Annotated in this window: 16 protein-coding genes; 6 read left to right on the top strand and 10 right to left on the bottom strand. The window is 66.0% G+C overall.

The features are described 5' to 3' along the window. Positions 1–7: 7 nt before the first annotated feature. Complete coding sequence (locus J7I92_RS07335) at positions 8–1348, top strand: 3-oxoacyl-ACP reductase (RefSeq protein WP_214838935.1); 1341 nt, start codon at positions 8–10, stop codon at positions 1346–1348. Further along, positions 1345–2256 carry a MaoC/PaaZ C-terminal domain-containing protein gene (locus J7I92_RS07330; protein WP_214838933.1) on the top strand — a complete coding sequence of 304 codons (912 nt, stop codon included), beginning with the start codon at positions 1345–1347 and terminating at the stop codon, positions 2254–2256. The genes J7I92_RS07335 and J7I92_RS07330 overlap by 4 nt, the downstream gene beginning before the upstream one ends. A gap of 135 nt (positions 2257–2391) precedes the next feature. On the opposite strand, the gene J7I92_RS07325 is transcribed toward J7I92_RS07330, so the two are convergent. Genes J7I92_RS07325 through J7I92_RS07305 form a run of 5 tightly spaced genes read right to left on the bottom strand, consistent with a single transcriptional unit; the run spans position 2392 to position 6939 of the window. After that, on the bottom strand, positions 2392–3510 hold the full coding sequence (locus J7I92_RS07325) for an aromatic acid exporter family protein (protein WP_214838931.1): 1119 nt from the start codon (positions 3508–3510) through the stop codon (positions 2392–2394). 52 nt (positions 3511–3562) lie between these two features. Beyond that, a complete protein-coding gene (locus tag J7I92_RS07320; RefSeq protein WP_214838929.1) occupies positions 3563–4699 on the bottom strand; it encodes a serine hydrolase domain-containing protein in 1137 nt (378 codons plus the stop codon). A 36-nt stretch (positions 4700–4735) separates the two neighbouring features. Further along, positions 4736–5818, bottom strand: a complete 1083-nt coding sequence (locus tag J7I92_RS07315; protein ID WP_214838927.1) for a glutathione S-transferase family protein — start codon at positions 5816–5818, stop codon at positions 4736–4738. A gap of 9 nt (positions 5819–5827) precedes the next feature. Continuing rightward, positions 5828–6577, bottom strand: a complete 750-nt coding sequence (locus tag J7I92_RS07310; protein ID WP_214838925.1) for a M50 family metallopeptidase — start codon at positions 6575–6577, stop codon at positions 5828–5830. Then, the gene (locus J7I92_RS07305; RefSeq protein ID WP_214838923.1) at positions 6574–6939 is read right to left on the bottom strand and encodes a TraR/DksA family transcriptional regulator; all 366 of its coding nucleotides are present in this window, start codon (positions 6937–6939) and stop codon (positions 6574–6576) included. The genes J7I92_RS07310 and J7I92_RS07305 overlap by 4 nt, the downstream gene beginning before the upstream one ends. Before the next feature lie 101 nt (positions 6940–7040). Here J7I92_RS07305 and malQ point away from each other — a divergent pair, with 101 nt between their 5' ends. Continuing rightward, positions 7041–9194, top strand: a complete 2154-nt coding sequence (gene malQ / locus J7I92_RS07300) for a 4-alpha-glucanotransferase (RefSeq protein ID WP_214838920.1) — start codon at positions 7041–7043, stop codon at positions 9192–9194. Between the two features lie 22 nt (positions 9195–9216). On the opposite strand, the gene J7I92_RS07295 is transcribed toward malQ, so the two are convergent. Together J7I92_RS07295 and J7I92_RS07290 are read right to left on the bottom strand one after the other, a co-directional pair. Next, positions 9217–10059, bottom strand: coding sequence for an HNH endonuclease (locus J7I92_RS07295; RefSeq protein ID WP_214838918.1), 843 nt, complete (start codon positions 10057–10059; stop codon positions 9217–9219). A gap of 19 nt (positions 10060–10078) precedes the next feature. Further along, the gene (locus J7I92_RS07290; RefSeq protein ID WP_214838916.1) at positions 10079–11380 is read right to left on the bottom strand and encodes a class I SAM-dependent methyltransferase; all 1302 of its coding nucleotides are present in this window, start codon (positions 11378–11380) and stop codon (positions 10079–10081) included. Between the two features lie 225 nt (positions 11381–11605). Here J7I92_RS07290 and J7I92_RS07285 point away from each other — a divergent pair, with 225 nt between their 5' ends. Next, a complete protein-coding gene (locus J7I92_RS07285; RefSeq protein WP_214838915.1) occupies positions 11606–11788 on the top strand; it encodes a hypothetical protein in 183 nt (60 codons plus the stop codon). A gap of 92 nt (positions 11789–11880) precedes the next feature. Here J7I92_RS07285 and J7I92_RS07280 read toward each other — a convergent pair whose 3' ends face one another. The 3 genes from J7I92_RS07280 to J7I92_RS07270 are packed head-to-tail and all read right to left on the bottom strand — an operon-like array spanning position 11881 to position 12973. Continuing rightward, the gene (locus tag J7I92_RS07280) at positions 11881–12258 is read right to left on the bottom strand and encodes a VOC family protein (RefSeq protein ID WP_214838913.1); all 378 of its coding nucleotides are present in this window, start codon (positions 12256–12258) and stop codon (positions 11881–11883) included. Positions 12259–12311: 53 nt separating this feature from the next. Beyond that, a complete protein-coding gene (locus J7I92_RS07275) occupies positions 12312–12503 on the bottom strand; it encodes a hypothetical protein (RefSeq protein WP_214838911.1) in 192 nt (63 codons plus the stop codon). After that, on the bottom strand, positions 12500–12973 hold the full coding sequence (locus J7I92_RS07270) for a hypothetical protein (protein ID WP_214838908.1): 474 nt from the start codon (positions 12971–12973) through the stop codon (positions 12500–12502). The genes J7I92_RS07275 and J7I92_RS07270 overlap by 4 nt, the downstream gene beginning before the upstream one ends. A 114-nt stretch (positions 12974–13087) precedes the next feature. Between J7I92_RS07270 and J7I92_RS07265 the strand changes: the two genes are divergently transcribed. Both J7I92_RS07265 and J7I92_RS07260 read left to right on the top strand, forming a co-directional pair. Further along, positions 13088–13660, top strand: a complete 573-nt coding sequence (locus tag J7I92_RS07265) for a hypothetical protein (protein WP_214838906.1) — start codon at positions 13088–13090, stop codon at positions 13658–13660. A gap of 160 nt (positions 13661–13820) precedes the next feature. Beyond that, complete coding sequence (locus J7I92_RS07260; protein ID WP_214839093.1) at positions 13821–14573, top strand: HNH endonuclease family protein; 753 nt, start codon at positions 13821–13823, stop codon at positions 14571–14573. Positions 14574–14587 lie beyond the last annotated feature (14 nt).

Genomic DNA, 14587 nt, shown 5'->3' with positions numbered 1-14587 from the left:
GGCCGCTGTGACGGACAAATACACACAATTCGTAAGCCGCGGAATCGGCAAGGACGTTGCCCGGAAGCTCGGGCTGCCGCAGCCGGCAGTGCTCAGGCGCTACCAGCCGGGGCAGCCGCTCGTTCCCGGGCCGGTCCTGGTCCAGGGCACCAGCACCGGTGCTGACGAACTGGCTCCCGCCCTCCTGTCCTGGGACCTCGACGTCCGCCGGCATGCGGTGCCTCGGGAGAAGTTGGGCGCCATCATCCTGGTCCTGGACGAACTGGACGGACCGGAGGATCTTGAGCGGCCGGTTCTTGCCGCAGCAGCATCTGTCCGTGACCTTGCCACCGGCGCCCGCGTGGTCACGGTGTCCCTCACACCGGCCAGTGCACCTGGTCCGGCGGCTGCGGCAGCTCGCCAAGGCGTGGATGGACTGCTGCGCTCCCTCGCCAAGGAGCTGCGCGCGGGAGCCACGGCAAACGGCATCATGCTGGCGGACGGGGTGACCACAACGAGTCCCAGTACGCTGGCCGCCCTGCGCTTCTTCCTGTCCGGCCGCTCGGCGTTTGTCGACGGACAGCTCCTCACGGTCACGTCGGACGAAGGAAAACTGCCGGCCGATCCCGAAAAGCCGCTGGCCGGAAAAGTTGCTGTTGTCACGGGCGCGGCGCGCGGTATCGGCGCCGCCATCGCCCGGACGCTCCACCGGGACGGCGCCATTCTCGTCGTCGTCGATGTGCCGGCTGCCGGCGACCACCTGGCCGCGGTGGCCAACGAGGTCAAAGGGACCGCACTCCAACTCGACATCACCCGTGAGGACGCCGGCCGGCGCATCATCGACCATGCGGTGGCGAGGCACGGGCGGCTGGATATCGTGGTGCACAATGCAGGGATCACCCGGGACAAGCTCCTGGCCAACATGGATCAGGGCCGCTGGAGCTCCGTCATCGGCGTAAACATCGAGGCCCAGCTCCGCATCAATGAGGCGCTGCTGGCGTCCGAACACTTCCGCAAGTCCCCGCGGATCGTTTCGGTGGCATCCACCAGCGGGATCGCCGGCAACCGCGGACAAACGAACTATGCGGCGTCCAAAGGCGGTGTGATGGGGATGGTGCGCGCCACAGCCCCGCTCCTGGCGGACCACCATGGTTCCATCAATGCAGTGGCCCCGGGCTTTATCGAAACTGAAATGACCGCCCGGATTCCGTTTGCCACGCGTGAAATAGCCCGACGGCTCAACTCTCTGCAGCAGGGAGGGCAGCCAGGTGACGTCGCCGAAGCGATTGCATTCCTCGCCAGCGACGCCGCGGGGGGCATCAGCGGGGAGGTGCTGCGCGTCTGCGGGCAGAATCTGGTGGGCGCATGACCGCCGCCCAGCCCGTGATCCTCGGGGGCATGCCCTCCCTGTCCAAGCTGTACGTCAACGCGGCCGCCACGGCAGCGCGGCGCCGCGTGCTTGGAACTGACGCAGGGACCACACTGCCGCCTTGCGGGCATGAAGTCAGGGGAGTCCAGGCTGACGTGGGAAACCTGACGGCGTACCAGCACCTTGTGGGCGAGACGGCAAGCGACATCCTGCCTGCCGGGTTCATTCACGCCCTGGCATTTCCGGTGTCAATGAGCGTGATGAACCGCGACGACTTCCCGCTGCCGCTGCTGGGAATGGTGCACCTGGCCAACAAGGTGGAGCAACACGGGGCCGTGCTGTTCACCGAGGCACTGGACATCACGTCATGGGCGGAGAACCTGCGCGGGCACCGCGCGGGGACGCAGGTGGACATCGTGGCCGAGGTCCGCCGCACAGGCGAGCCAGGTGCCCGTTGGAAGGGAACCTCGACGTACCTGGCCAAGGGCGTTTTCCTGCCGGGGATCGACAAGCCCTCGGCAACCGCACCGTCTACAACGTTCTCCGCGCCTGATCCCACCGCGCTCTGGCAGCTGGGCGTTGACACCGGAAGGGCGTACGCGGCGGTCTCGGGTGACTTCAACCCCATTCATCTGAGTGTGCTCTCGGCCAAGGCTTTGGGCATGCGGCGCTCCATCGCGCACGGTATGTACCTTGCGTCCCGTGCGCTGGCCGACGTCGGCGCCGTCCGGGGGGAGTCGTTCCGCTGGGACGTGGCCTTTGACGCACCGGTGTTACTGCCCGCACGGGTGGCATTGGACATCACTTCTGTCCATTCTCCCGCTGGTGCCTGGCATCACTCAGGCTATGTTGCCTGGAATCCGCGATCCGGGCGTCGGCACTTCAGCGGTGCCGTTGCTGCGCTGTAACGCCTCCGACTCGCCCAAAAACTGAAATCACGACGCCGGACTTCACCTTCCGAAGGTGCCGTCCGGCGTCGTCATTGACAATGCGGCAATGTTCGGCCGGTCAGTGGCTGTCCTTCTTTAACCGCTTTAACCGCTTTAGCCACGCGCTTTAACCACGCGGAGAATCCGGTGCAGGCTGAGCACAATCGATTCGGCTGCACTGGGGGCCTCCGGGTTGACTTCGTCGGAAGCCATGCGGTCGGCGAGGGTGTCCACTGCGGCAGCGGCGGCCGCGAGCAGCTCGTTTTGCCGGTCGGGCTCCTCGTCTTCCATGGACCGCAGGACCGCGCTCACCGCAGCCAGGGCGTCGGCCAGCGGCCCGCTGTAGGGGAGCGGAATCACGAAAGGCACGTTCTTGTCCCAAATGACATCCGACAGGACTTCGGTCATGTCCTGGATATGGAACGTCACCCGCTCGAGGCCACGCAGATCCTTGTAATCCTGGTCCATGTCCCGGGGATGGAGGCGTCGGCGCGGGTTCGCCTGCCGGCTGGCATCCGCCTTCTGCACGGCGGCCCTGACGGCACGTGCCGATTGGGCGAGCTCCTCGGACCGCAGTGCCCAGTCCTCGTGTTCGGGCGGCCATTTTTCCCGCATCGCTTCACCCATGTCTGAGAGCTGCTTGGCGAGGGCCCAGCGGAGTTCGGCAAGGCTGAGTGCTGCGGCCTTGAAGTGCAGGGGCGGGAAAACCAGCATGTTGACGGCTATGCCCACCACGACTCCCACGCCCATCTGCAACAGGTAGCCAAAGGAGAAATCGTCAGGGTTGTTCCCGCCGACCAGCAGGACCAGGAGCGCCGCCGTCGGAATCCAGTCGCGGCCGGCCCCAAGGCGCGGCAACCCCGCGAGCAGAACGCCCAGCCCCATCACGACGGCGACAGTCACCGGATTCGGGTCGGTGAAACTCACCAGCAGGAACGCCAGGCCAATGCCCAGTCCCAGCCCCACCAACGTCTGGACGCCTTGTTTTACCGAGCCCGAAACATTCTCGTACATTGCCACGAGGGCGCCGAGCGGAGCGTAGTAGGGATAGTGGGCAGCGGCGCCGGGCATCATCGGTGCGATGAGGAAGGCGAGACCCGCGGCCAGGCCCGCCTTGGAGGCCAGCTGAAGCCGGGGGACGGACAGCGCGGTTGCCACGCTGCCGGCCACGGAATGCCAAGCTTTGCCGGCCCGCGACGGAGCGGACTCATCCTGCTGTTTTGAGATTGTCATTTGGCCTCACCCTAGGGGTGTCCCGACGGTGCGACAAGTGGATAAACCTTTCCTACGGGCAGGCGGCGGCCCCGAGTGACTGCCTGACGGAGGCCACCGCCTGCCGCACCGCATGTGCCAGCAGGTGGGCACGGCCGGCTGTCCGGCCCTCCTCCTGCCGGCCGGGGATGTAGCCGTAGGCGAGGTCGTACGCGGGGTCCGCGAAGCCAAGTGCGGCATTGGCTCCTTCGTGGCCGAACGCGCGGTGGCTGCCGAAGTTGCGGCTCGGGTGCGGCTTCATAAACACAATGGCGAAGGCGTTGTCGAGACCGGAGGCGCGGTCCAGCCCCCACACTTGTTCCTCGGACATGATCCGGATGGTTTCCGGGCACAGGAAGGCCGGACTGCCGTCAAGGCCCGTGGTGGCGGCAGCATAGAGCCGGGCCAGTCCGGCCGCGGAGCCCACGCCGCCGGCGCTGCTCATGCCGTGTTTGCGGATGATCCGGTGGTTGGGGAGTTCCATGACCGTGCTTACCGGTGCGTTGCCGTTGAGGCCCTCGAGGCCGAGCGGGTCAAGCCACGGCTGGACGGGATCGGTGTCATACAGCACGTCGCGGTAACGGGGCTCCTGGTCCTCCGGCAGGCCCAGGAAGAAGTCGACGCCGAAGGGCAGCCTGATGCGGTCATCGTACAGTTCCTGCAGGGCGGTGCCGGTGACGCGGCGGCAGAGCTCCTCCATGATGATGCCTATGGTCAGCGCGTGATACCCAAAGGTGCCGCCGGGCCGCCACAGCGGTGCCGCAGCAGCGAGCCTCCCCGCCGCCTCCGCCGTCGTAAATTCACTGAGGGCGAATCCGCCTTCCACCCCGAGCAGTCCGGCCTGGTGCGAGAGCGACTGCCGGACGGTGATCGCTTCCTTGCCCTGTGCACCGAACTCCGGCCAGTAATGCGCCACGGTGAAGTCGGGATCCAGTACGCCGTCCTGGACCAGGAGGGCGATGACGAAGGCCGCCACGCCCTTGGAGCAGGAATAGGCGCCCGTGATCGAATCCGCAGCCAGGTGCGGGCCGCCGCTCAGGTCCACCACTTTGACGCCGGAGTGGTAGGCAGCCACCTGGGCGCTGTACCCGGTGTCCTCCGCGAGGAACGAATCAAAGAGATCCCGGACCGATTGGTATTGGGGCGAGGCAAATCCGGACGAGACTGGCATGGGACAACCTTAGCGGCGCCCCGGGATGCCTGCGGATCAGTGCGCGCCGTGCCCCGGGGCAACTTCCTCGCCGCTGCGGACCGGGCCCGGGGGAGTGCCGTCTCCAAATGGACGGCCGCCCAGGGCTTCCCTGCCGTGCCGGGTCAGCCACCCCGCCACATCCGGTCCCTGCGGCACGATGCCCGTGGGGTTGATGTCCTCGTGGACGATGTAATAGTGCTGCTTGATCTGCACAAAGTCGATGGTGTCGCCGAATCCGGGCGTCTGGAACAGGTCACGGGCGTAGGCCCACAGCGCCGGCATTTCACTGAGTTTCTGCCGGTTGCATTTGAAATGGCCGTGGTAGACGGCGTCGAACCGGGCCAGGGTGGTGAACAGGCGAACGTCGGCTTCGGTGATGGTGTCGCCCACCAGGTAGCGCTGGCCGGCCAGCCGTTCTTCAAGCCAGTCCAGTGCGGTCCAGAGGCGGGCATAGGCGGCGTCATAGGCCTGCTGTGATCCGGCGAAACCGCAACGGTACACGCCGTTGTTCACTTCCGTGAACACTCTCTTGTTCACTGCGTCGATCTCCGCCCTGAGATGCTCGGGATAGAGGTCCGGGGCACCCGGCCGGTGGAACGCCGTCCATTCGGTTGAGAAGTCCAGCGTGATCTGCGGGAAGTTGTTGGTGACCACTCCGCCTGAGGGTATGTCCACGATGGCCGGGACGGTGATTCCACGGGGATAACCGGGGAACCTACGGAAATAGGCGTCCTGGATCCGTTCGATGCCGAGCACGGGATCAACGCCGTCCGGGTCCAGGTCGAAGGTCCAGGACCGTGCGTCATGCGTGGGACCGGGCTGCCCCAGGGAGATGGCGTCCTCAAGCCCCAGCAGTCTCCGGACGATTACGGTTCTGTTGGCCCAGGGGCAGGCGCGGGCGGCGATGAGGCGGTACCGGCCGGCCTCCACCGGCCAGCCCGGTTCCCCGTTGCGGCCGGGCGCGCCGTCGCGGGTGATCCGGTCCTCGATGTAGTTGGTGTCCCGGGTGAATTCTTCTCCGCCGGTGACATAGGACCCGCGGGTGCTGAACCCGGGCCCCGAAGTATCCTGGGCCGCAGTGCTGGAATCGGAAGTCATGCTTCCACCCTATTGCGTCCTGCCTGCTGCCAGTACTTGTGCCATGGGCTGCCACGCTGCCCACCAGGACCCGGCGACGACGGCTGCGAAGAGCAGGATCCAGACGGCGGACGGCACGGAGGTTGCCCGGTAGAGGAGATGGGCGTCGGACGTGGGCAGCCTGTCGCGGCGCCGCAGGTGGACGTTGGACAGCTTGGCTAGGTCGCGGACGGCGGCCACCAGCAGCGCGAGGCCTAGGGAAATGACCACATGGCCGGTGAACTCAGGCGGGACGAAGAGGACCAGGAGCGCACAGCCCAGGACCGCCGCAGATGTGATGAGGAGCCCCATGGCGTTGCGGATGAACAGGAACGAGGCCAGCAGGGTCAGGGTGCCGACGGACATCGCTGCTGGTCCCCAGCCGTTGAAACCGCACCAGACCATGACCGCTCCCACCACGCCTGGAACGGGATAACCCCAGAACGTGGACCAGACTGCCGGGAAGCGGCCCCGGCTGTAGGTGGTTGTTGTTCCGGAGTGGTCGAGGCTGAGCCTGATGCCGCCGAGCCGCTGCCCTGTCATGAGGGCCGCGAAGGCGTGCCCCAATTCGTGGGTGACAGTGGCCAGCAGGCCAAAGTACCGCCAGGAGACCCGGGGGAGGGACAACGCAGTGGCCAACGCAATCACGATCATTAATTCCAGGGTGGTCACTTGTGGGGTCGGGGACTGTGCAAACCCCGCAAGGATTCGCTGCCACAAGGAACCGGCAACATCCGTCATGGTTTTGAGCCCGCCTTGCCGCCGGCGTGGTCAATGCAATAGGGCGTCCAGGGCCGGGCCTCGAGCCTCCCCTCGGCAATGGGTGCCCCGCAGACTTCGCAGTAGCCGTAGCGTCCCTCTGCGATCCGCGCCATCGCTGCTTCGACCTGCGCCAGTGTGGCGCTGCTCTGCTGCATCAGTGCCGCGGCCTGGGAGAGTTCAAAGGCGATGGTGGCGCCTTCGGGGTCATGTTCGTCGTCGACGTTCGAGTTCTGGCGCGCCGCGTTGGCAGAGCTGATGTCCTCGCGGAGTGCCGGCAGCAAAACTGTTCTGCGGGCCCGCTCCGATTCCAGCAGGACCCTGAACTTCTCGACGTCGACCATAGTGTCCAAGGCTAGCCGGGTCCCGGAGTCGAGTCGAAAGCGAAAAAATTTGTGGCCGGTCCTGCCGCCGCCGCGGCCGGGCAAGCCAATAGAGTGGGGCCATGGCTGATGAAATGGGACAGGACCACACAGACACAGCCGACGGACTGCTCCGGAAACTGGCGGCAGCCCGCGGCGTGAGTACATCCTTCCGGGGCTGGGACGGCGTTGAACATCCCGTTGCGGCAAGCACACTGCAGGGCGTGTTGGCGGCGCTGGGGGACAGCACCGGGACCACGGATGAGCTGCAAAGTGCCTTGCGCGAGGCGGAACTCGAGGCATGGCACCGTCTGCTCCCGGCTTCGGTCGTCTCGAGGAAGGGACGGGAAATCCACGTCGCGGTCCATGTCCCGCACGGCACTGGCGTCAGCGTGTGGGCGGTGACCGAAGACGGGAACCGCGTGGACGCCCGGCAGCGCGATAACTGGACGGAGCCGAGGGAAGTGCACGGCGTCCTCAAGGGACAGGCGTCTTTCGCCCTTCCCGCCGATCTGCCCCTGGGCTGGCACACGCTTTACGCCGACGCCGGCGGGGAACTGGCGGAATGCACGCTGGTCATCACCCCCGAACGGCTCGAGACCACCCGGCGCCTCACAGCGGAGCGACACTGGGGCCTTACAGCCCAGCTGTATTCGGTGCGGTCTTCCAGGTCATGGGGGATTGGCGACTTCTCGGATCTGGTTGACCTGGCCGCCATCGCGGGAAAGGACGGTGCGGGTTTTGTCCTGGTGAACCCCTTGCACGCGGGGGAACCCCGGCCACCAATTGAAGATTCGCCCTATCTGCCGACGACCCGCCGTTTCTTCAATCCGCTCTACATCCGGGTTGAGGACGTGCCGGAGTATGGGTACCTGGACCCGGAGTCCCGGGCCGAAATAGAGAAGAACGCGGCTGTACTGCACGTTGCCAATACAGCCGACGGCCTGCTCGACCGGAATTCCAGTTACGGAGCCAAGCTCCGGGCTCTCGAACTCATCTTCACAGTCCCCCGGAGTCCCGGCCGCGTCCGACTCTTTGAAAATTTCTGCGCGGCGGAAGGCAAGGGCTTGGACGATTTCGCCCTGTGGTGCGTCCTGGCCGAGCGGCTTGCCCCGTCAGCGCCTGAATGGTCCGACGACGCCGCGTCACCGGACACGCCGTACTGCGACGCGGTCCGGGAGGAGCAGGCGGACAGGTTGCAGTTCTACCGCTGGATGCAGTGGATCTGCGACGAGCAACTTGCTACAGCGCAGCGGACCGCGAAAGCGTGCGGGATGGCCATCGGCGTCGTCCATGACCTGGCGGTGGGCGTCAAAACGGTGGGAGCCGATGCGTGGATGCTCCAAGGCGTCCTCGCCCGGGGGGTCACTGTCGGCGCCCCGCCGGACGTCTTCAACCAGCAGGGCCAGAACTGGACCCAGCCGCCCTGGCATCCCGGACGGTTGGCGGCAGCAGGGTACAAGCCCTACCGGGACATGCTCCGGACGGTACTCCGCCATGCGGGGGGCATCCGCGTCGACCATATCCTGGGTCTCTTCCGGCTGTGGTGGATTCCGGAGGGCGCCGGACCGGACCAGGGCACGTATGTCTACTACGACCATGAGGCCCTCATCGGCATCCTTGCCCTTGAGGCCCAGCGGGCCGGTGCGACAGTGGTCGGCGAGGATCTTGGAGTGTTCGAACCCTGGGTCCGGGATTACCTGACAGAGCGCGGCATCCTGGGCACCTCCATCCTGTGGTTTGAACACGGCGCGTCGGGCCCGCTTTCACCCGAGGAATACCGGCAGCAGTGCCTGACCAGCGTCAACACCCACGACCTGCCCCCGACGGCGGGCTATCTTGCCGGGGAGCACGTCACGCTCCGCGAATCACTGGGCCTGCTGCTGCGTCCGGTTGAGGAGGAGCGTGCGCAGGCCGCGGCGGAGCAGGAAGCTGTATTGGCGCTGGTCCGCGAACGCGGGCTGCTTCCTGAGTCATCAGGAGATGTTCAGCGCACGGTTGAGGCGCTGTACGCCTTCACCGCCCTGACGCCGTCCGCGCTGCTGGGGGTGGCCCTCGTGGACGCCGTCGGGGAAACGCGAACCCAGAACCAGCCCGGAACTGACACGGAACACCCCAACTGGCGCATTCCGCTCGCCGGGCCGGAAGGACCCGTCCTTATCGATGACCTGCCCCGGGACGGCCGGTTCAATTCCCTGGTAGGCATCGTCCGGGAGGCCCTGAAGACGTCCGGTTGACTGCCGGATGGGAGCCGGGCGGCTACCCCGGCTCAGCCTGGCCGGTGCCGAGGATTCGCAGGGCCTCCTGCTGGGCTTCCAGTTCCCCGGGCCGTACCGTGTGACCGCGTATGAAGCCGGCGCCGGCCAAAAGCTCACGCAGTTCCTGAAGCGACCGCGGGGTAGCCACTCCGACGTGCGCCATGGCGTGGCAGTTCGCGCACAGCGGCACCAGATCAGTGATCGGATCCAGGCGGTAGCTGCTGTCGAGCAGTGAAACGGGCACGGTGTGGTGGACATCGATGAAGTCCCTGCCGGCCTCGCCATAAGCGATTTCGAAAGAGAAGCCGCAGGCCGCACAGCTGGTTCCGTAGTGGGCAATGCAGACACGCCGGGCCTCCGGGTCCCGTTCGTAGCGGTTCATCGCAACTGTGCTGACGGCCCAGGCGGGGTAGGTTCCGGGCGCCGGCAGGGCAGACTCCACGGGCGGGGGCGGGCCCTCCAGACGCCATAGGCCACGGATCCTGGCCTCCGCGGACGGCTTGCAGGCCTGTCCGCTCCGGACGACGTCCCAGCGCACCTCCGGAACGTTCTCCCTGAGGACGTCTGCCGCTATCTGGTCACCGAGGGGCAGGAGCGAATCGAAGGCGACAGTCAGTTGCGTGGCCAATGCGGGAGCTGAGGTCACCACGCCGTGCCCCAGCAGGCCCCGCCCGTGCTTGCCCCGCAACAGCAGCCACGCGTCCGCGCCGGCGTGGACAGCCGCTGAAGCGCCGACGTTCCACATGCCGTGGAACTGCCCGGTCTCGCGGACGTGTTCGACGACGGAAGCATAGTTCCAGTCGTTCCAGCGGTCCGGGTTCCACACCAGGAAGATGGCTGTCATGTGCTCCAGTCTGCCCCGCTCACATCCATCCCGTCCGCCTCAGCGGCGGTTCGCCGCCGCCCGGTCGTTGCACGAGCACCTGGTTGACACCCGTCAGGCCGCCTTCAAAGCCCAACGCACTGGCGGCCATGTAGAGCCGCCATACGCGTGCCCGCCCGGGGCTGCTGGCGCTGACGGCCTCATCCCAGTGCTCCTCCAGGTTGCGCACCCAGGCGCGGAGGGTGAGGGCGTAGTGCCGCCGCAGCGCTTCGACGTCAAGCACTTCGAATCCGCCGGACTCCAGCGCGCCGATCATGGCGGCGAGGCTGAGCATTTCGCCGTCGGGGAAAACGTAGCGGGGGATGAAGGAATCCGGATCCGGGCTGGTGGGTCCCGCATTCCAGGAAATCGCATGGTTCAGCAGCCTGGCGCCGGGACGTAGCAGGCCGTGGAGCTGGGAGACATAGCGGGTAATCTCTTCACTGCCCACGTGCTCCGACATGCCGATGGAGCTGATCGCATCGAACGGCCCGTCGTCCACATCGCGGTAGTCCTGGACCCGGATGTCGACGCGATCCGTCAACCCGGCGTCGGCCACGCGTTTGCGCGCCAGCCCCGCCTGCTCGTTGGAAAGGGTGACCCCGACGACCTCCACACCGTAGCGCTGGGCGGCGTGCAGGGCGAAGCTGCCCCAGCCGCAGCCGACGTCGAGTACCCGCATGCCGGGCTTCAGCCCCAACTTTCGGCAGACCAGGTCGATCTTGGCCTCCTGCGCGGCTTCCAGGCTGTCCGGCACGTCATGTCCGTTGCTTTGGTCGCTCCAGACAGCACACGAATAGACCATCGACGGACCGAGGACAAGGGCATAGAAGTCATTGCCGACGTCGTAATGATGCGAGATCGCCGCGGCATCGCGGCTCTTTGAGTGACGCCCGCCGTGGCGGTGGACCTTGGATTCCTCGGGCGGCGGGGCCGGATTAGGCCCAATCGCTCCGACCCGAAGGGCGGTTTTGAGCAGCGTCCACTTTTCCCGGACTGTCAGCGGGGGAAATGGTCCGGGCTCTGCAAACTTACCGGTGGAGCTCAGTGCGGCGAAGCTGGCGAAGACGTCGCCGGGCGCATCGATTTCCCCGGCCACGTAGGCCCTGCTGAGGCCCAGTTGTCCAGGCGACCAAAGGATGCGCCGCAGTGCCCGCCGGGAGCGGAACTCGAGTACCGGGGCGTCCTCCGGCCCTGCCTCCGAGCCGTCCCAGGCCCGCAGCCTGAGCGGGATGCCTTTCGTTCCCAGGACGATGGCCAGCCCTTCTGCCAGCCGTGGTGCCACACCAGTTGTCTTCGCCATGTGCACTGCCTTTCATCGAACTGGAACTGCTGCCTGCCAAATCCCGATCCATTGCTGCGGGAGCCCTGTACCCATCCCCACGCACCTTTGACTGTTCAATCTATGGTGCAACCCCGCCCGGTGTCTTGGGTCGAACGACACCCCAAACCTGCCGACCATAAACCTGTCGACCGGAAGACAATTTGGGAGGAGGATTAAAGAGCATTCACTATGAGGAGGTCAGTGATGTGCTATCCGTATAGCAAGGATTTCCGGAGGGACATTCGGAAAGAGGAATCACGGGAACCTGAGAAGCAGCCGGAGCCCCGGGTGGAAGCGAAGGACTTCAAGTTCTGGGCTTTCCCCCGCCGGGAACGCGAGTTCACGGGTTCGGAACCGGTAGTGGACCGCACTCCCGAGAAGGTCTAAAGGACCTTTTACAAGGGAAACGAAGAAGGCCCCGCTACGCGGGGCCTTCTTCGTGCGTTCTTAGCCCGGTCGACGAACAACCATGACTGGGATCAGGGCTGCAGCCGCTTGCGCAGGAGGCAGAACTCGTTGCCCTCAGGGTCGGCGAGGACGTGCCATTTCTCGTCGCCGGTCTGCCCGACGTCGGCGGGTCGGGCGCCGAGGGCGAGCAACCGTTCCAGCTCGGCGTCCTGGTCCCGGTCGACGGGGTTGACGTCGATGTGGAGGGGGAGCTTTCCGGTCCGCGGATCGCTGCTGGGGCTCAGGATGATGGTTGGCTGCAGCCCGCCGAAACCGGCGTCGGGCGGGCCGATCTCGATCGCACCGTCCTCCCGGTCAAGCTCGACGTAGCCGAGGACGTCGCTCCAGAACTGCGCGAGGCGTTCGGGGTCGGCACAGCTGAGGACCAGTTCGCTGATACGGGATGCCATGAAGCTCATCGTACCGATACGCCCTGTGCGGAGGCAGTCGACACCCGGACGAGTTAAAGATCTTCCTTGGAGAGTTCCTTGGTCTCAGCCGGGGTAGGGCGGCCCAGCCGTTCATCAAGGGCCACACGCAACTTGGCTGCGGCAACCTGAACCCTGTGCTCGGAAGGGGTCAGCTGCTTGCCGCGGGACGTGGAGACGTGGCGGGGCGTCCGGGATTTCTTTTGTTCCGGTGTGCTGGTGCTCATGGCCTTCCCTCCTCCGTTCGGCGCGTGCTCGTGGTTCCATTCTCGCCGATTGGCTCCTCGGAGTCCACGGCCTCGGCTTCCTCGTCCCACCCGACGCCGTCGCCGTCGGCATCCGCCACCGATTGCCAGGCGATGTCCAGCAGTTCCAGCTCTTCTTCGCGTGCCAGATCGCTCCGCGCCAGGACCGCAAGTGACGCCAACCCGAGGGCCTGGGCGTCTCCATCTGCTGCCAGCGCCTTGTCCAGTGCCCACTGCGTCCGTTTCCACCACTCGGCGCGGTCGTCGGCCCTCGTTTTTTGTATGAGCGCCTGTGTGTCTGCCGCCGCTTTTTGCCGCAGGGTCCGCCAGCCGATGAAGGCGGCGAGGACGGCACCGGCCAGAACCGCCAGGGGCCCAAGCGCGGCCACGATCTCCCACCATTCCGCAGGGGCCGAAACTGCAACTTCTAACGGGGCAGGGGACAACTTCACAGACCCAGCCTAGGCCTTCGGTGCCTCCTGGAGCGGCATTTGCGAACGCGCGGCAGCGAGTCTCCGGAGGCGGCGGGCCTCGGACCGGTACCGTTATTTTGGGGGTGCCTGGATATGGAAAACGGCGTAACAGACCGGCTGTGGGACAAGGACGTGCAGGAGTTCATTGCTGCCTGCCGCCATGAGAAATTGAGCGACATCACCTTGGGATATGCAGCCGCACGCGGCGGGGAGCTGCTTTTGACTGCTTCGGCGCTGTATCGGTCAAAAAACGGACGCACGGTGCCCGTCGGCTTTCGCTGGGCGGAGTCCAGGACGGGTGCACTGGCCGAACTATATGTAGGCAAGGCAAAGGCTCCCGCCGGGCAGGAACTGGAGGGCCTCTTCAGGTTGGCCCTCAGGGCGGGCCTTTGGTGGGAACGCAGGCATGTCGCCTTTGCACTTCTGGCGGTGATGGGCGTTCACGCAAAGGCCGACGGCGTGCGCGGGCGCCTGCAGTTGGAGCACCTCAAGGCGCTCTATGGCCACGAATCGGCCATGACGTCGCCGCTCCCGCCCGGGCGGGGTGATGGAGGCCGTTCCCCTCAGCGGCAGGCACTTATTGCCCAGGCGGAGGAGCTAACGCTGCAGACGCTCAATGACCTCGCCTATCTGTATGGGGCCAGGTCCGAGTACGGCACGTCCTAGCTGCAGCCAGGTGCTGCCGCCTCAGCGCAGCATTGCCCAGGTGGCCCCGACTTTCGTGTCATCGACGCTCGTGTCACCGACTTCGTGTGACCGGCGCCACTCTGTGCCCTGCGGCACCGGTGCCGGCGTCGAGGATAGCCTGATCGGTACCGCCGCACTAGTGAAGGACAAGACCATCTCACCCCGCAGTTCCAAAGTAGTGACCATTGTGACCGCCGCTCTGCTGGCTGGAGGCCTTGCCGGATGCGAGGCCGTTTCCTCCGCCGGTACTGTCATCGCCGAGGCCCTCCGCACCGCCGGTCCATCGGATGCCGCGCACGGCCCCACCGCCAGTCAGGACGCCGGCCCGGCCGAGGTCTCCGCCGCAATAACCATGCTCGCAGCGATTCCCGTGAAGGGGCGTGCCCCGCAGACCGGTTACAGCCGCGACAGGTTCGGCCCCGCCTGGGCTGATGTGGACCACAACGGCTGCGATACACGCAACGACATCCTGGCCCGCGACCTCACCGGCGAGACTTTCAAGCCCGGCACTCACAACTGCGTGGTCGCTTCGGGGACGTTGGCCGACAAGTACACCGGCAAGACGATTCAATTTGTCCGCGGCGCAAGCACCAGCTCAGCTGTCCAGATAGATCACATCATTCCCTTGTCGCTGGCTTGGCAGACCGGAGCGCAGCAGATCAGCGAAGAGCAGCGAAAGCAGCTGGCCAACGACCCGCTGAACCTCATGGCCGCGGACGGCCCGACAAACACGGCCAAATCAGACAAGGATGCCGCCACCTGGCTGCCGCCGAACAAGGCCTTCCGGTGCGAATACGCTGCCCGGATGACAGCAGTAAAGGCCAAGTACAAGCTGTGGGTCACGCGGCCGGAGCATGACGCGATCGAAGGCGTCCTGACTTCCTGCATCTGACCAGCGTCCTCCAG

The organism is Arthrobacter sp. ISL-72, assembly GCF_018613755.1.
GTDB lineage: Bacteria > Actinomycetota > Actinomycetes > Actinomycetales > Micrococcaceae > Arthrobacter.
This window is presented reverse-complemented; position numbering and strand designations above follow the sequence as displayed.